This window comes from Flavobacterium sp., assembly GCF_027490375.1.
Lineage (GTDB): Bacteria > Bacteroidota > Bacteroidia > Flavobacteriales > Flavobacteriaceae > Flavobacterium.
In genome coordinates this window covers 23156-38929 of record NZ_JAIXYH010000085.1, presented here as the reverse complement: position 1 = coordinate 38929, position 15774 = coordinate 23156, and the positions used below count along the sequence as shown (strand labels likewise).

The window sequence follows — 15774 nt, the reverse complement described above, 5'->3', positions numbered from 1 at the left end:
GCCAAAGTGGTGGCGTGTGCGGGCGTTTTTGGCGCGGCGACCAGCGGAAGCCCCGCCAAAAGCTGCCCAAACCGCCAACGCGAAGGCGGTATTGCAACGAAAAGCGGGAATAGCCGCATAAAAATTAAAAAATAGAAAGGGCGAAAAAACGTTTTTGTGTTTCTATTAGCGACAGTTGGGTTGTTGCATCACTACTAACTCGAGATTGCTAGGTGAGAGGTACGGAATGCCAAATCCGAGGCCTTTTAAGATAAACCAAACTCCTAAAATTGCAATGAAAATGGGTATTAACGCATTGGAGCGGCGCATTAATAAACTAGCGGAAGAAAGTAATAATATTGCGGCGCTCATTAACGGCATGGTTCCTAAACCAAATAAAAGCATATACGCCATGCTGTTGAGCACGTTTCCGGTGGCTAATGCGCCAAATAAAGCCATGTAAATCATGCCACACGGTAAAAATCCGTTTAAAAGCCCCACGGAAAACGCTTTGATAAACGGGTGTTTCGAAAAATACGGCAACACACGCGCCCGCAATTGCTGAAAGCCTTTCATGCTTAGTGCCGCTCCGAATAGAGCTACAAATCGTTTTTCGCTAAGTAACACGTAAAGCAACATTAAAATGCCTACCGAAACGGCCATTTGCTGCTGCCATTTTCCGACGCCGATACTCTTCCCAATTAAACCAAAGAGCAAACCTATAAAAACGTATGTGATTGTTTTGCCAAATAAATACGTGATTAAGCGAGAAATACGTTCGCGTTCGGTTGTGGGTTGCCCAACTGCAAACCAACTTAAGGGTCCGCACATGCCCACGCAATGCAAGGATGAAATGAGTCCGAGTATAAAAGCGGTTGCCAACATTTTACTTGAGGTAAAGTTCTTTTTTAATGCGCAGTTGCTTTCCGTTTTGTTGCCATTCGAGCGTTATGTACCAAAAGCCAGCTTGTAGTTTTCCGCGCGGAATAACCAAAGATTCGCCTGCTTTTAGTTGTATCGGAATGGTGAAATCGGCTTTTTGGCTCGACGGTCTTAAAAACGATGCTGTTCCGCTGATGTTTTCGGATTTTGCTTGAAAATCGATTTCTAAGGAAACGTTTGTTTGTCGAAAAATGGGTTCTTCGGCTGCTGAAACCGCCGATTCTTCTTCGAATTGCTTGTTGATTTTCTTTTCTTGTCGGTAGTAATCTTCGAGCATTAACTCGTGATCGTATTTGCTGTCGATTTGCACTTTAACAACGAAGTATAAAATGAACGCAATGAAGCAGGCAAACGCTAGTAGTACGTAACGGGATGCATTTGTTTTCATAAGTTTAATTTTTAAAAGTATTCACGCGGACCCAAAAACTCGGTTGTGGCGTCTTCGATTTTCTTGCCGTTGGCCCAGATTTCAATACGTAGCTGCGTTTTTTCGCCTTTGAGTTCGGTTTCAGGAATTCGAATAAAGAAAGTTCCTTTGGATAGTTTTTCGCTTCCGATAATAAACGAACTGCCGCCAACGCGATTGATTTGTGCATGTGGATAGGCAATGCGCAGTTCGGTATTTCGGAAGTCGTGCGTAGTCTTATTGACAATTTTGTAAGTGAAGACATTTTCAATGTAGGTTCCTTGATGTTGAAACAGTTGTCCGGGAAGTCGGAGCACCGTGGCTTCGACCTCGTTGCGTTGTTGCAGCGTTACTCCTAAAACAACGAGCAAAACGGCAAGAACAGCGGCATAGGCTTTCATTCGAAAAGTAAATACAAACGGCGTCTGATTTTCAATTTCGTTTTCGCTGGCGTAGCGTATGAGTCCTTTTGGCAAGCCCACATGCTGCATGATGCTGTCGCACTCGTCGATACAAGCCGTACAATTGGTGCATTCGAGTTGTACGCCGTTTCGGATATCAATTCCAGTCGGACACACAAAAACGCATTGTTTGCAGTCGATACAATCGCCTTTTCCGCTGCTGCTGCGATCTTCGTTTTTGTTGAATTTGAATCGACCTACTTCTTTTTCGCCGCGTTTATGGTCGTAGAGTACGTTTACGGTTTTATCGTCAACCAGTACGCCTTGCATTCTGCCGTACGGGCAAACAATGAGGCAAACTTGTTCGCGAAACCAAACATAGATGAAGTAGAATACCGCTGTGAAAATGAGTAACGAGATAAACGTTCCGAGGTTGTTTGTGGGTCCGGTTTCTACCAATTTGTACAATTCGTTACTTCCGATGAGGTAGGCGAGAAATACGTTGGCAATCCAGAACGAAATCACAGCAAACAAGAACCACTTGAGCAGGCGTTTTCTGATTTTTTCGGCGGTCCACGGCATTTTATCCAGCTGCATTTGTGCGGCACGATCGCCGTCGATCCAGAATTCGATTCGTCGGAACAGCATTTCCATAAAAATGGTTTGTGGGCAAAACCAGCCGCAGAAGATACGTCCGAATGCCACGGTAAAGAGCGCCAAACCAACCACACCGATGATCATCACTAAAACGAAAATGTGAAAGTCTTGCGGCCAGAACGGGAATCCGAATAAGGAGAATCGGCGTTCAAGGACGTTAAACATCAGAAATTGCTGTCCGTTTACATGAATGAAAGGTGCGCTAAAGAGAAACGCAAGCAGTAAGTAGCTCAGTGCTTTGCGTCGGTTGTACCATTTTCCTTTCGGAATTTTGGGATATATCCAAGCGCGTTTTCCTGCGGCGTTTACTGTGCTGATGGCGTCTCTAAAACTGCTGTCGGTTGAATTTGCAGCCATTTTTGGCGATATTAGGGTTGAAGTGCTGCGACTGATTTTTCTTTGGAAGTGGTTTCGTCGACGGGTTTGGCTTCGGGTTCGGCTGCTTTTGCATCTTTCGGATTGCTGCCTTGGAGCGATAAAACATAGCTCGCTACTTTTTGGATTTCGGTAGGTTTTATCACGGCTTTCCATGCAACCATGCCCTTGCCGTCGCGTCCGCCTTCCATCACCGTGTTGAAAACGTTTTTAATGCCTCCGCCGAGAATCCAATAGTTGTCGGTTAAATTCGGACCGATTTGTCCGCCGGCATCGGCTCGATGACACGCCACACAGTTGGTTTGAAAAATAGCCTTTCCCTCGGCTAGATCTTTGGCATCGGTAAGTAAGGTCACTTTTTCTTTATCCATTAAATCGGGCGCAGTTTTCAAATACTGCTCGACTTGCTGCTGTGCTACTGCCATTTCGGTGGTAAATTCTTGGGCTTGGTTGTAATCGCCAACCACATGAAAGCGAACCAAATAAATCAGGCCGAAAACAATGGTAATGTAAAAGGAATAAACCCACCACGGCGGAAGTTCGTTGTCGAGTTCTTTGATACCGTCGTAGTTGTGATCGAGCAGTAATTCGCCTTCCTGCGCCAGAGGTTTTGATTTGGTGAGACGTTGTTTCCATTTTTTAAAGAACGGACTCTCAAGTAAAGGAAGTGCTTCAAGCGCATCGATTTTCTGTTGCTCTCGTTTGCTTAGCAGTAGGTATTTAATGGTAGCGAGCGCTTTGAACAGCATTTCGATGCAAAGCAAAATCACAAAGAACACCAGCAGTGAAAGCGTTACCATCGGGTATTTAATAAACGCGGGCATGCTCCCGGTATCGAGTACGTATTCGGTTCCGCCAACAGCCAATCCGAAGAAAAAGCTGATTCGTAAAAGGGGAATTAAATTAGTTTTCATGTGAGTTGATTTAGAGGTTATTCTTCAACAAAGGGAAGCGACTCCAGTTTTTGAAGCGAAGGTTTTGAATAGGTGTACACCCAAAAAAACAGTCCGACGAAAAAGCTGAAGAACAGCAATAGTGATAAGATGGGATAGATTTCGATCCCGTCGATATTTTCCAGATTTTGTTTGACAAACTTGAGCATACACTTATTTTTTAATTTTAATATCGGTTCCGAGTCGTTGCAAATACGCAATGAGTGCTACGATTTCCCGCTCGTGCATTTCCACGAACTTTTCGTTGTTAGCCGCAGCTTTCTTTTTACTGGCTTCGTATGCTTTTACGAAATCGGGATCGTTAAACAGATTTTTTTCAATTTGTTGTGCTTGTGCAGACATTTGATTTTTTGCATGGGCGATATCGTTTTGGCTGTACGGAACGCCCAGAGTTTGCATCGCGAACATTTTTTGTTCGATTTGCGAATAATCGGCGGCTTTATTTGCGAAAAGCCATTGATACGCCGGCATGATTGAACCCGGCGAGGTACTCTGTGGATTGTACAAATGGTTGAAATGCCAGTTGTCGTTGTATTTTCCGCCGATGCGCATCAAATCCGGACCGGTTCTTTTGGAACCCCATAAAAACGGATGGTCGTACACGTATTCGCCCGATTTGGAATACGTTCCGTAGCGCACCACTTCGGAACGGAACGGCCGAATCATTTGTGAGTGACACGAAACGCAGCCTTCGCGGATGTAGATATCGCGTCCTTCTAACTCCAGCGGCGAATACGGCTTAACGCTTGTAATGGTTGGAATATTCGATTCGATGAGTAGAGTTGGAATTATCTGAATGACCCCGCCAATAAGTATGGCTACTGTTGCCAATAAGGTAAGTTGTATCGGGCGACGCTCCAACCAGCTGTGCCACTTTTCGTTGCCGTAGCGCTTGTTGCTGAGTTTTTCTAAGGCAGGAGCTTCAGCAGCGTCGTCGGTGACACCTTGTGATGCGCGAACAGTTGCAACAACATTGTAAATGAGCAATACCACACCTACGAGATATAAAGTTCCGCCGATGGCGCGCATCCAATACATCGGAATGATTTGAGTTACCGTTTCGAGGAAGTTTCCGTATTGTAAGGTGCCGTCTGCTTTAAATTCTTTCCACATAGAAGCTTGTGTGAAACCTGCCACATACATCGGAATCGAATACAGAACTATCCCCAACGTACCTATCCAAAAATGAATGTTTGCGAGTTTTATAGAATGCAGTTCGCGTTTGAATAACTTCGGAAGTAAATAGTAAATCATTCCAAAAATCAAGAAACCGTTCCAGGCCAAAGCACCTACGTGTACGTGTGCGATGATCCAGTCGCTAAAGTGTGCTATAGCGTTGATATTCTTTAGAGAAAGCATCGGACCTTCAAAAGTGGCCATTCCATACCCCGTGATGGCAACTACAAAGAATTTTAAAACCACATCGGTACGAACTTTATCCCACACGCCACGCAAAGTGAGCAGTCCGTTGATCATACCTCCCCAAGATGGAGCGATAAGCATCACAGAAAATACAACACCAAGATTTTGCGCCCAATCGGGTAAAGATGAATACAGCAAATGGTGTGGTCCGGCCCAGATATAAATAAAGATGAGCGACCAGAAATGTATGATAGACAATCGGTAGGAATACACCGGACGGTCGGCCGCTTTCGGTACAAAATAATACATGATTCCAAGAAACGGCGTGGTAAGGAAAAAAGCCACTGCGTTATGTCCGTACCACCATTGTACCAAAGCATCTTGCACACCTGCGTACACCGAATAGCTTTTAAATAATGATACCGGAAGTTCTAAGCTATTAAAAATGTGCAATACCGCTACGGTTATTACTGTGGCAATGTAAAACCAGATCGCCACATACAAATGTCGCTGACGCCGAACGAGTATGGTGCCAATCATGTTTATCGCAAAAACTACCCATACGAGCGTTATTGCGATGTCGATAGGCCATTCGAGCTCGGCATATTCTTTACTGGTTGTGATACCTAACGGTAAAGTAATGGCCGCCGCAACGATGATTAATTGCCAGCCCCAAAAATGGATTTTTCCCAGTAAATCGCTGTACATACGCGTTTGCAGCAAACGTTGCATCGAATAGTAAACGCCTGCAAACATGGCATTTCCTACAAAGGCAAAAATAACGGCATTGGTATGCAGCGGTCGAAGGCGTCCGAAACTCAAAAACGATATACCGTTAGTGAGATTGGGAAACAAAAACATAAAAGCTAAAAGCAAGCCAACGAGCATGCCCACCAATCCGAAAACAATCGATGCATAGATGAAATTGCGTACAATTTTATTGTCGTAATAGAATTTTTCAGGGACCATAATTAATCGTTTTGAATGGTTTTAGGAGAAACTGCCGTTGGCGATGTCTCGGTTTTTGAATCGGTTACCGAATCGTCAAATAATACACGAACCGATGGGGTGTAATCGTCGTCGAACTGCCCGTTTTTTACTGCTTTGAAAAACGCATAGAGAAACAGTAATGCGATGATTAAACTGATGCTGATTAGTAAATAAATAACACTCATACCTTAAGATTATAGGAACAAAAGTAGTTTCGGCTTTTTGGACAAATCATGATATTTATCAGGTTTGAAACTTTTTTATGCGATAGGTTTTTCCAGATCTGGCGTGGTTTTATTTCGATTTGAAGCGCGCAAACACATTGCTCATGATGGTCACAAAACTGATGATGGTAACGGTGCTCAAAGGCATGATAATCGCCGCTACTAAAGGCGATAGCGTTCCGGAAAGAGCAAAACTCAATCCAACGATGTTGTATAGAACAGAAATCGTAAATGAGCCATATATGATACGCATCGCATTTTTACTGTACTTTAGGTAAGCCTGTAGTTTTTCAAAAACCGTTGCGTCGATAATGCCATCACAAGCTGGAGAAAATACGTTCACATCTTCGGCTAAAGCCAATCCGACGTTGCTTTGCATTAATGCCCCAGCGTCGTTCAAACCGTCGCCCATCATCAAAACAGTTTTTCCTTCGTCTTGTAGTTTTTTGATGAAGTTGAGTTTTTGCTCGGGTTTTTGATTGAAGTGATAACTTACCGAAGCGGGAAGGATGGAAGCTAGTGTGGCTTTTTCCGACGAATTATCACCAGATAACACAACAATCTGATAATCGTTTGCCAGTTTATGGAAAAGTTCTGGCAAGTGTTTTCGATACAGTGTAGAAAAGGTGATGCTTCCTTTGTAAATGCCTTCGATTTCAATATGTACCGCCGTTGCGTGAGTGGTTGTGTCCACAGCAGCGCCAATCCACGAAGCAGAACCAAGACGCATGTTCGTATTTCCAAGTTTGGCCTCGATTCCTTTTCCCGGAAATTCTTTAAAATCGCTGAGATCTTCCGCTTTTAATCCCAGCAATTCGTTTGAAATCAATCTGCTGAGTGGATGGTTTGATGCGTAAACTGCCGATTTTATGGCAACAAGCTCGTCTTCGGTAAAGCTGCCCTTCCACGAAAGTGCCGAACTCGACGTGGTGGTAAGTGTTCCGGTTTTATCGAATACTAACGTGTTTACAGCGGCTAATTGTTCGATAACAGCAGCATTTTTGAGATATAGTTTCTGATTTCCTAAAATCCGCAACACATTTCCGAGCGTAAACGGTGCGGTTAAGGCTAAAGCGCACGGACAAGCAACGATGAGTACTGCCGTAAGCACCTGAAAGGCCATTTGCAAGCTCGTAAAACTCCAGAAGATAAATGAAATTGCAGCCAAACCGAGCAGGGCAGGAGTGAAGTATCTACTAATGCGATCGGTGATGGTACTGTATGCTGCGCGTTTGTTTTTAGTAAAAGCTTCGTTAGCCCAAAGTTGCGTAAGATAGCTGTTCGAGATACGCTGACTCACGCGCAGCTTTACTGTTGCGCCATAAAATTTTCCACCGGCGTACAGTTTATCGCCCGATTGTTTGTAAACGGGTTTTTGTTCGCCCGTTACAAAACTGTAGTCGAGTTTCGCTGTCGCGGAAAGCAAAATTCCGTCGACAGGTATAAGTTCTTCATTTCGAATGAGGATAATGTCGTTTGGATTGATGTCGTAAACTGCAACTACAGCTTCCCCACCATCGTCGTTTACACGAGTAACGGCAATGGGGAAGTACGATTTGTAATCGCGTTCGAACGACAAAAATTCGTAGGTTTTTTGCTGAAAGAGCTTTCCAAGCAACATAAAGAAAATGAGTCCGCACATGCTGTCAAAAAATCCGGCTCCGTGGTCCAGATACATATCAACAATGCTGCGCACGAACATGGCAACGATTCCGAGTGCAATTGGAATATCCATGTTTAATCGTTTGGATCGGATTGCGTAAAACGCCGATTCGTAGTAGGGGAAGGCTGCGTATAGAAATGCGGGTAACGACAATCCTAACATCAACCAACGAAAAAACGATTTGTATTGCTCGAGCCAAAATTCACCTACTTCAAAATACTCGGGAAACGAGAGGAGCATGATGTTTCCGAAAGAGAAAAAAGCTACGCCAATGCGGTACAGTAAGTTTCGGTCGACCGGTTTTTCTTTGGCGTCAACGTGTTCCAGACTTATTCGCGGTTCGTATCCAATATTGGAAAGTACTTGAACCAATTCGAATAGCGAAAGTTTGGGTTGGAAAACTATACGAACGGTTTTCTTGAGAAAGTTAACTTGTGAGCGCAGTATGGCGGGAGAAATTTTATGCAGATGCTCGAGTATCCAAATACAAGAACTGCAATGAATGTGCGGAATGTGAAGTGTAATGATGTTTGTTTCTTCGTTTTGAAATTCGAGCAAAGAGGAAACAATTGCCGGATCTTTTAGAAAAGCATATTTGATGCTTGCATCGGCTGGTCTGGCGCCGGGATTGGCGTCAAAACGGTAGTAATCGCTGAGGTGGTTATCGGTGAAAAACTGATAAATCGTTTTGCATCCCACGCAGCAAAAAGCACGTTTGTCGAATTGAAGTGTATTTTGTGGGCTAACTAAAGTTCCGCAGTGGTAGCAGGGTGCATTCATAATAACGTCATTTTCCTGGAGCGAAATTCGGTTCTGCGTAAGCGAAAAGTTATGATAATTGTCAGTTTTGCCTTAATTTTCGGAAAAAATTGGTGATGTCGAAATGTGAGCAATGCATCGTGAGGCAGTTTAGTGCTGTGAAAGCGCTATCAAAGGAGCAATTGGTGCGTATGGCTTCTTGTAAAACGTCGTACACGGTGAAGAAAGGCGAGGCAGTTTTTGAGGAAGGCCGCATCACCAACGGCGTTTTCTGTGTGAAATCGGGTGTTTGTAAGTTATCGAAACTCAGCGCCAACGGCAAAGATCAGATTTTGAAGTTTGCAACAGCCGGCGAATTGCTCGGACAACGGTCGCTAATTACAGACGAACCTGCGAATTTAACGGCAACTGCACTCGACGATATGGAAGTTTGTTTCATTCCAAAATCCGAGATTATTGGGTTCTTCAATGAAAGCAATCAGTTTTCTTTGGAAGTCATGCGTTCTATTTGCGGCGATTTGAAGGAAGCTGATGAGCATAAAGTATCGCTTGCGCAAAAGACCGTAAAGCAACGTATTGCCGAAGTTTTGCTGTATTTGTATGATAATTTTGGCGTTCTATCCGACGGAAGTTTGCGCATTCAACTTTCCAGAGAAGAACTCGGCGGTATGGTAGGAACGGCAACAGAAAGTTGTATCCGACTTTTAGCGGAATTACAAAAAGAAGGCTATGTTAAACTCGATCGCAAACACATTACATTGCTTGAAATTAATAAGTTACGTCATCTAGCCGAACATTATTAACAGACGGGTGATTTACATCTCATCTTTAAACTTCAATGAAATGCCCGCGAGTCGCATCGCTAGGTCGAAAAATGGAAACAAATCGGTAATCGCAGTACATGGATTAATCGATTTACAACCAATCGTTTTCTAAATCCACAACATAAATCAAATTCTAGGTTTCAATTGCTCTTGTCTTTTGCATTTTTGATGTCGGATAGGTGTAAACGAAGCGCTTCAACCGAAATAGAAATTTCCCAAAATGAGATTCCAAGGGAAATCAGTAAGCCCAACAAACTCAAACCAAATAGGTAAATACCCGAGGTTTGTTGCTCTAAAAACAACAGCAGCATACTAAAAACCGACAAAAACAAGCTCAGTACGCCAAAGAGTTGCATGTTGCGGATTAACGTTAATCGCAAATTTAAATTCTTGATTTCCAGCAAAGTAGTTCTGCGCTCGTCTTCTTCGTACGATTTTTTTAAGGATCGAACGATGGTGGCAATGGTTAAGAATCTGTTGGTGTACGCCAATAAAATAAGCGAAGTAGCCGAAAATAAAAGCGCAGGTGTTTCTATGGATAGTATCATAAGTCTTTTAGATATGAAAAACAGACAAAATGTCGGTAAATAAGTCAAAAAGTCAGCTAAATTTCCTTTGGAATATAATTTGCCTTATCGCTTGCAAAAATACAGATGTTTAACTCATAAAACGAAATACCATGAACTTAGTAAAAAGAAATGGCCACAGCGCAAATTTGTTTCCTTCTTTAATTGAAGAATTTTTTAGACCCGATTGGATGGGTGGCATGCAAAGTGTAAATCACAGCGTTCCGCCAGTTAACATTCGTGAAACCGATAACGCATTTACCGTCGAGCTTTCGGCTCCTGGAAAAAATAAAGATGATTTTCATATTGAAATCGACAATGATTTGTTAACCATTTCCAGTGAAGTGAAGACAGAAAATAACGCTGAAGTAGGTAAATACACACGTAGAGAATTTACCTTTAGTTCGTTCAAACGTTCATTTACTTTGCCTGATTCGGTAAATACCGACGAGATTAAAGCCAACTATGAAAATGGCATTTTGAGTATTGCCCTTCCTAAGAAAGAAGAAGCATTGCCAAAACCAAAGCGCTTGATTGATATTTTGTAAATACGCTCTATTTTATTTGAAGAAAAGGAAAAAGAGTGCATTTGCGAATGATCTGTACCTACTTTTTTTATTGAATTTGAATTACTTAGTTTTTAATTTTGCTAAAGTCGGCTTCGAGGCCGACTTTTTGTTTTCGTTTTGTCGCAGATAAATTTTTGGAATGCGAACGACTCAAATATTTCATTTAGTGATTTCGCCTATCTTTAACCCATGACTTTAACTGTAGTAATTCTCAATTACAACGTTCGGTATTTTTTGGAGTTGTGTGTTCATAGTGTCGTGAAAGCAACACAAAATTTACAAGCCGAGATTATTGTAGTAGACAACAACAGCAGCGATGAATCGGAGCGTGTTTTGCAGGTGTTTCCGCAAATAAAATGGATTCAAACAGGCTATAACTCAGGTTTTCCAAAGGGAAATAATATAGGTGTTGAGGCAGCAACCGGTAAATATCTCTGCATTCTCAATCCCGATACTGTCGTTCCAGAAGATTTTTTTTCGTCATTTTTGGCTTTCGCCGAAAGGCATCCAAACTTCGGAATTGTTGGTCCGCATTTAATCGACGGCGCCGGTGCGTATCTTCCCGAAAGTAAACGCGGCGTTCCAACTCCGTTCGTGGCTACCGCGAAAATTATCAACCTTCACCGTTTATTTCCCAACATATCGTTTTTCAACAGCTATTATGCAGGTCATTTGAAACGCACTGATGTTGCTGAAGTACCGATTCTGGTTGGTGCATGTATGTTTATGGAAACAGAATTTTACCGACAGTTGAACGGTTTTGACGAAGCTTGTTTTATGTATGCCGACGATATCGACTTGTCGTATCGTTCGTTGCTTGCAAACCGAAAAAACTACTATTTGGGTACACTGGTAGGTTTGCATTTCAAAGGCGAAAGTACCGATCGTAACATTCAGTATATCAATCGGTTTCGAGAAGCAATGTTGTTTTTCTATCGGAAGCATTTCAAACCGAATTTCCTTTTTAACAATGGCTTGCGATTGGGTGCGTGGATTTTCGCAAACTTCAAGAGCAGACAACAGACGAGAACACAGCTAGAACCAACTGCGATTTTTTGGATTGGTTCCAACGAATTGCGCTTCACTGAATTTTCTTCAATTCTTGAAAAATTCGCAGTTCGCGTGCGAAAAATCGACCCAAATACCGTACATTCGCAAACGTTTTCGGAAAACGAGCAGAATTTGATAATTTTCGACTGTAAAAACGTTTCCTATCAACAAATCTTGGAAATCATGCAAGAAAAGGTACATCCCAAGGTTGGATTTCGGTTTGCATTGGCAAATAGTAAAGTGGTTGTAGGCAGCGATTCGTCGAACAGCAAAGGTGTTGTTCTGTTTTAATTCCAAAACCCGTTCACATTTTTAAAATTGATTACCGCTTTATAGTAATTTTGCACCGCAAAGGCGCTTAAGAAAAATATTATGGCAAGATACGAACTGAAGTTACCAAAAATGGGCGAAAGTGTCGCCGAAGCTACCATTACCAACTGGTTAAAACAAGTAGGCGATAGCATTGCTGCCGACGAAGCTGTACTGGAAATAGCAACCGATAAAGTTGACTCGGAAGTGCCTTCTGAAGTTTCAGGAACTCTTGTTGAACAATTGTTTCAAAAAGACGATTTAGTTCAGGTCGGACAAACGATCGCCATTATTGAAACTGCCGGTGATGCACCTGCTGCTGCGCCAGTTGCCGAAGTTGCTGCTGCGGTTGCAACTATTGAACAAACGGTTAGTGTCGCAAAAGATTTAGTAACGGCACCCGATTTTAAATCGTCCGATCGTTTCTATTCACCGCTAGTGAAGAATATCGCCAAAACGGAAGGCGTAAGCTTGGCCGAACTCGATATGATTTCAGGTTCTGGAAAAGACAATCGCGTTACAAAAGACGATCTTCTGAAGTTTATCGAGAATCGTAAATCAGCACCTCAAGCACCAGCCGTTGCTCCGCAAGTTGCTGCCGCTCCAGTTGTTTCTGCTGTTAGCGAAGCACCAAAAGCAGTTCCGGTTTCGGTAAATGGTGCCGACGAGATTGTGGAAATGGACCGCATGCGAAAACTCATTTCAGGTTACATGGTTGCTTCTGTACAAACTTCAGCACACGTACAATCGTTTATTGAAGTCGACGTGACCAATATTGTAAAATGGCGCGATAAGGTGAAAACGGCGTTTGAAAAGCGCGAAGGCGAAAAGCTAACGTTTACACCAATCTTTATGGAAGCGGTTGCCAAAGCGTTAAAAGATTTCCCGATGATGAATATTTCAGTAGATGGAGATTACATCATCAAAAAGAAAAATATAAACTTAGGAATGGCCGCGGCATTACCGAACGGAAACTTAATTGTTCCGGTTATTAAAAACGCCGATCAGCTTAATTTAGTTGGAATGGCTAAGGCAGTAAACGATTTGGGTAATCGGGCAAAAGCAGGAAAGTTAAAACCAGACGATACGCAGGGCGGAACATACACTGTGACCAACGTAGGAACTTTTGGCAGTGTATTCGGAACGCCTATTATAAACCAACCGCAAGTAGGTATTTTGGCTTTAGGCGCGATTCGAAAAGTGCCAGCTGTAATCGAAACTCCGGAAGGCGATTTTATCGGCATTCGTCAGAAAATGTTCTTGTCGCACAGTTATGATCATCGCGTTGTCGACGGCGCACTTGGTGGCAGTTTTGTAAAACGCGTAGCCGATTACCTAGAAGCATTCGACGTTAATCGAGATTTTTAATTAAAAAAAGACTTTGTGATAAATAAGCAGACCTTGGATTACAATCAGTAAATCCACGGTCTGTTTTTTTACAATAGTTTAAGTTTTCATTTTATCGCATAGCAGTTCTTTATTTTCGATTAAGTAAATTTCGAAATATCCAATAACAAAAAAACCGAGCAATTGAATAACTGCTCGGAAAAACTCGCATTAGTTTAAGCATCCACTAAATCCAATATTCCTTTTTTGACGAAACAGTTGGATTATGTAAGTAGCGGTACGTGTATGCTTTCAATTCTAATGCACAAACACAACAATAACACTTTAGCTTACTCTTTCTTTAACTTTAAAGAAATGGTTTTTTCATTACTAACTAACTTGACTATGTATAAACCTGAAGCTAAGTGTTGTGTATTTAATTTTATCGTATCAGAAATTCTAGATATCGGCACAGGCACCTCTTGGCCGATTATATTATAAACTTTGAGACTACAGTTTGTTAGTAGAGGCGAAAGTTCTATTTCGACAAGGTCTTGGGCTGGATTAGGATACATTTTTACTAATTTTTCCGAAGCTATCTCTTCTTTAGTAAGTGAATTGATTCTAAAATTAGCTAATGCTTCATTTTCAAAAGTGTTACCCGAAGTTATGATTAAACCTGAATCTGTTTTCAAGTTGTAATAGCCGTTGCCAAATTGACAACAAATTCCGTCGCCATAACTGTCGGAAATCGTAAATTGATAGCAATTGTTATTTTGAACGTTTACGTTTTGCGTAATAAGTGCAGGTAGATTATTTGTATCCGTATACGGTCCTCCGGAAGCAACAGTAGTTCCGTTCTGATCTTTTAGATTCCAAGTTGTTTCCGAACCGTAATTGTCGCGCTGAATAGTTATAACAACGGCGCTAGTATTAAATGCTTCAATAATTGTAAATTGAGATTCCTTATTGTCATTTGCACTGTTCTGATCCGATTGGTTATTAACATTGCTAAGAAAGTATGAAAGTGAATGAATGCCAGCATTAAACGATTGTGGATTCAAGGATATTGTAGCAATTTGTGAATTTAGCAATTGTCCGGTATATTGAATTTCTTGCACGTTTTGATTGTCGAAAGAGTAATTAATAACTGCTGAATTTATTGTTGAGGAACCTCTATTTTCTAGTTTTAGTTGGAGTGTAGGTGCTGTTTCGCAACTGTCTGAAAGTTCGATAAAATTCAATGCGCCATCAATTTCATAGACTTGCGGTGGTTGACAAACGGTAGATGTCTTTAGTGATGAACGCCGAGGTGAATTTTCTAAAACTGTCAGTATTCGCTCTTTTTGATCATTGGTAAAAATATTCATACAAGAATCGTTTGTATAATCCATGTAGTTTTCAATCATGTCATTTCCTGCTGCTGTTGTGCAAGAATTCTTATTAGTTGGACAACCTGATGTTGCGGTCGATGCTGCTGGTGTATCCGGACAATAGTCTTTTGCTGAGTCTGTTGCGTTTACGGTACATGATGAGTTATCTCCCCAAATATGACGTAAACCAAAACAGTGCCCTATTTCATGAGTTAGAGTACGACCCTGATTAAACGTGGAGTCGTAATCTCCTTCGGGATATTCTATTTGAGAACCAAAGTACTGGTAGCCAATAACTACACCATCTGTATTTGCTTCGCCACCGTCTGATTCCAATCCAACCAGCGCTGAGGCATCAGGAAATTGTGCATATCCTAGTACATCGGTTAAGTCTCCCCCAAATCTGCAAACCCAAATGTTGAAATACTGATTGGGATCCCATTGTGTTTCTGGTTTTAATGTGTTTTCTATCGCAGTTTCACTCCAACTCGCCGAGTTTTTACTGATTCTATTGATTCCGTTGGTTTCGCTACCGTCTGGGGCGGTTTGCGCCAAGCAAAATTCAATCTCGATATCGGCGCCAACTTCAGAATTATTGAATCCGGGCGTATTTAGAATTCTCCTAAAATCCTGATTCAAAACAGTGATTTGAGAAAGTACTTGCTCATCTGTTATGTTTTCTCCTGTTCCATAGGCATCGCCATTATGTACTACATGAACAACAACCGGTATGTTTATGATAGTGCTTATTGATCTATTGAGCAAAGTATCACTGTTTTTTCTTAAATCCATCTTAGATGATAACCATTTTTCGAATTCAATTTCCGTGAGTCTAGATGGCCACATTTTCTGAAGGTAGCTTTCGTACTCCGTGGAAGCACAACGTATCTTTCCGGAGTGAAGTTCGCGATTATGGTCGTGCACAGCCTCTGCGAATATAGATCGTTCCTTTTGCTTTTTCTGACCTTGCGCGTAGAATACCGAAATGAATAAAATAAAGATTGTAAAGACTTTCATTTTCTTGGTTTTACTTATAAACTTCCTCA

The 15774-nt window shown here is 41.9% G+C and carries 14 protein-coding genes; 4 read left to right on the top strand and 10 right to left on the bottom strand.

Translation table 11 applies throughout. The features are described from left to right. Nucleotides 1-165: 165 nt before the first annotated feature. The 8 genes from Q0064_RS13025 to Q0064_RS12990 all read right to left on the bottom strand — a co-directional run bounded on the left by Q0064_RS13025 (nt 166) and on the right by Q0064_RS12990 (nt 8732). The gene (locus Q0064_RS13025; RefSeq protein WP_298148652.1) at nt 166-864 is read right to left on the bottom strand and encodes a sulfite exporter TauE/SafE family protein; all 699 of its coding nucleotides are present in this window, start codon (nt 862-864) and stop codon (nt 166-168) included. A 1-nt stretch (nt 865) separates the two neighbouring features. Continuing rightward, nucleotides 866-1309: a FixH family protein gene (locus Q0064_RS13020; RefSeq protein WP_298148651.1), complete on the bottom strand. Its 444-nt coding sequence runs from the start codon at nt 1307-1309 to the stop codon at nt 866-868. An 11-nt stretch (nt 1310-1320) separates the two neighbouring features. After that, a complete protein-coding gene (gene ccoG, locus Q0064_RS13015) occupies nt 1321-2742 on the bottom strand; it encodes a cytochrome c oxidase accessory protein CcoG (protein ID WP_298148650.1) in 1422 nt (473 codons plus the stop codon). Nucleotides 2743-2753: 11 nt separating this feature from the next. Then, nucleotides 2754-3674 carry a cbb3-type cytochrome c oxidase N-terminal domain-containing protein gene (locus Q0064_RS13010; RefSeq protein WP_298148649.1) on the bottom strand — a complete coding sequence of 307 codons (921 nt, stop codon included), beginning with the start codon at nt 3672-3674 and terminating at the stop codon, nt 2754-2756. A 17-nt stretch (nt 3675-3691) separates the two neighbouring features. Continuing rightward, nucleotides 3692-3862 (bottom strand): CcoQ/FixQ family Cbb3-type cytochrome c oxidase assembly chaperone, encoded by a 171-nt coding sequence (locus Q0064_RS13005; RefSeq protein ID WP_298148648.1) that lies wholly within the window; start codon nt 3860-3862, stop codon nt 3692-3694. 4 nt (nt 3863-3866) lie between these two features. Beyond that, nucleotides 3867-6044, bottom strand: a complete 2178-nt coding sequence (gene ccoN, locus Q0064_RS13000) for a cytochrome-c oxidase, cbb3-type subunit I (RefSeq protein WP_298148647.1) — start codon at nt 6042-6044, stop codon at nt 3867-3869. A gap of 2 nt (nt 6045-6046) precedes the next feature. Then, entirely contained in the window at nt 6047-6250 is a 204-nt protein-coding gene (gene ccoS / locus Q0064_RS12995; protein WP_298148646.1) for a cbb3-type cytochrome oxidase assembly protein CcoS, read from the bottom strand. Nucleotides 6251-6359: 109 nt separating this feature from the next. Then, nucleotides 6360-8732 carry a heavy metal translocating P-type ATPase metal-binding domain-containing protein gene (locus Q0064_RS12990; protein ID WP_298148645.1) on the bottom strand — a complete coding sequence of 791 codons (2373 nt, stop codon included), beginning with the start codon at nt 8730-8732 and terminating at the stop codon, nt 6360-6362. Nucleotides 8733-8827: 95 nt separating this feature from the next. On the opposite strand from Q0064_RS12990, the gene Q0064_RS12985 reads away from it, so the two are divergent. After that, complete coding sequence (locus Q0064_RS12985; RefSeq protein WP_298148644.1) at nt 8828-9514, top strand: Crp/Fnr family transcriptional regulator; 687 nt, start codon at nt 8828-8830, stop codon at nt 9512-9514. A 161-nt stretch (nt 9515-9675) separates the two neighbouring features. Here Q0064_RS12985 and Q0064_RS12980 read toward each other — a convergent pair whose 3' ends face one another. Continuing rightward, nucleotides 9676-10083 carry a DUF2721 domain-containing protein gene (locus Q0064_RS12980; RefSeq protein ID WP_298148643.1) on the bottom strand — a complete coding sequence of 136 codons (408 nt, stop codon included), beginning with the start codon at nt 10081-10083 and terminating at the stop codon, nt 9676-9678. 131 nt (nt 10084-10214) lie between these two features. Here Q0064_RS12980 and Q0064_RS12975 point away from each other — a divergent pair, with 131 nt between their 5' ends. The 3 genes from Q0064_RS12975 to Q0064_RS12965 all read left to right on the top strand — a co-directional run bounded on the left by Q0064_RS12975 (nt 10215) and on the right by Q0064_RS12965 (nt 13397). Further along, nucleotides 10215-10649: an Hsp20/alpha crystallin family protein gene (locus tag Q0064_RS12975; protein ID WP_094485830.1), complete on the top strand. Its 435-nt coding sequence runs from the start codon at nt 10215-10217 to the stop codon at nt 10647-10649. Nucleotides 10650-10859: 210 nt separating this feature from the next. Continuing rightward, the gene (locus Q0064_RS12970; RefSeq protein WP_298148642.1) at nt 10860-12011 is read left to right on the top strand and encodes a glycosyltransferase family 2 protein; all 1152 of its coding nucleotides are present in this window, start codon (nt 10860-10862) and stop codon (nt 12009-12011) included. A gap of 81 nt (nt 12012-12092) precedes the next feature. Beyond that, on the top strand, nt 12093-13397 hold the full coding sequence (locus Q0064_RS12965) for a dihydrolipoamide acetyltransferase family protein (protein WP_298148641.1): 1305 nt from the start codon (nt 12093-12095) through the stop codon (nt 13395-13397). Nucleotides 13398-13705: 308 nt separating this feature from the next. Here Q0064_RS12965 and Q0064_RS12960 read toward each other — a convergent pair whose 3' ends face one another. Further along, nucleotides 13706-15745 carry a M43 family zinc metalloprotease gene (locus Q0064_RS12960; RefSeq protein WP_298148640.1) on the bottom strand — a complete coding sequence of 680 codons (2040 nt, stop codon included), beginning with the start codon at nt 15743-15745 and terminating at the stop codon, nt 13706-13708. Between the last annotated feature and the right edge of the window lie 29 nt (nt 15746-15774).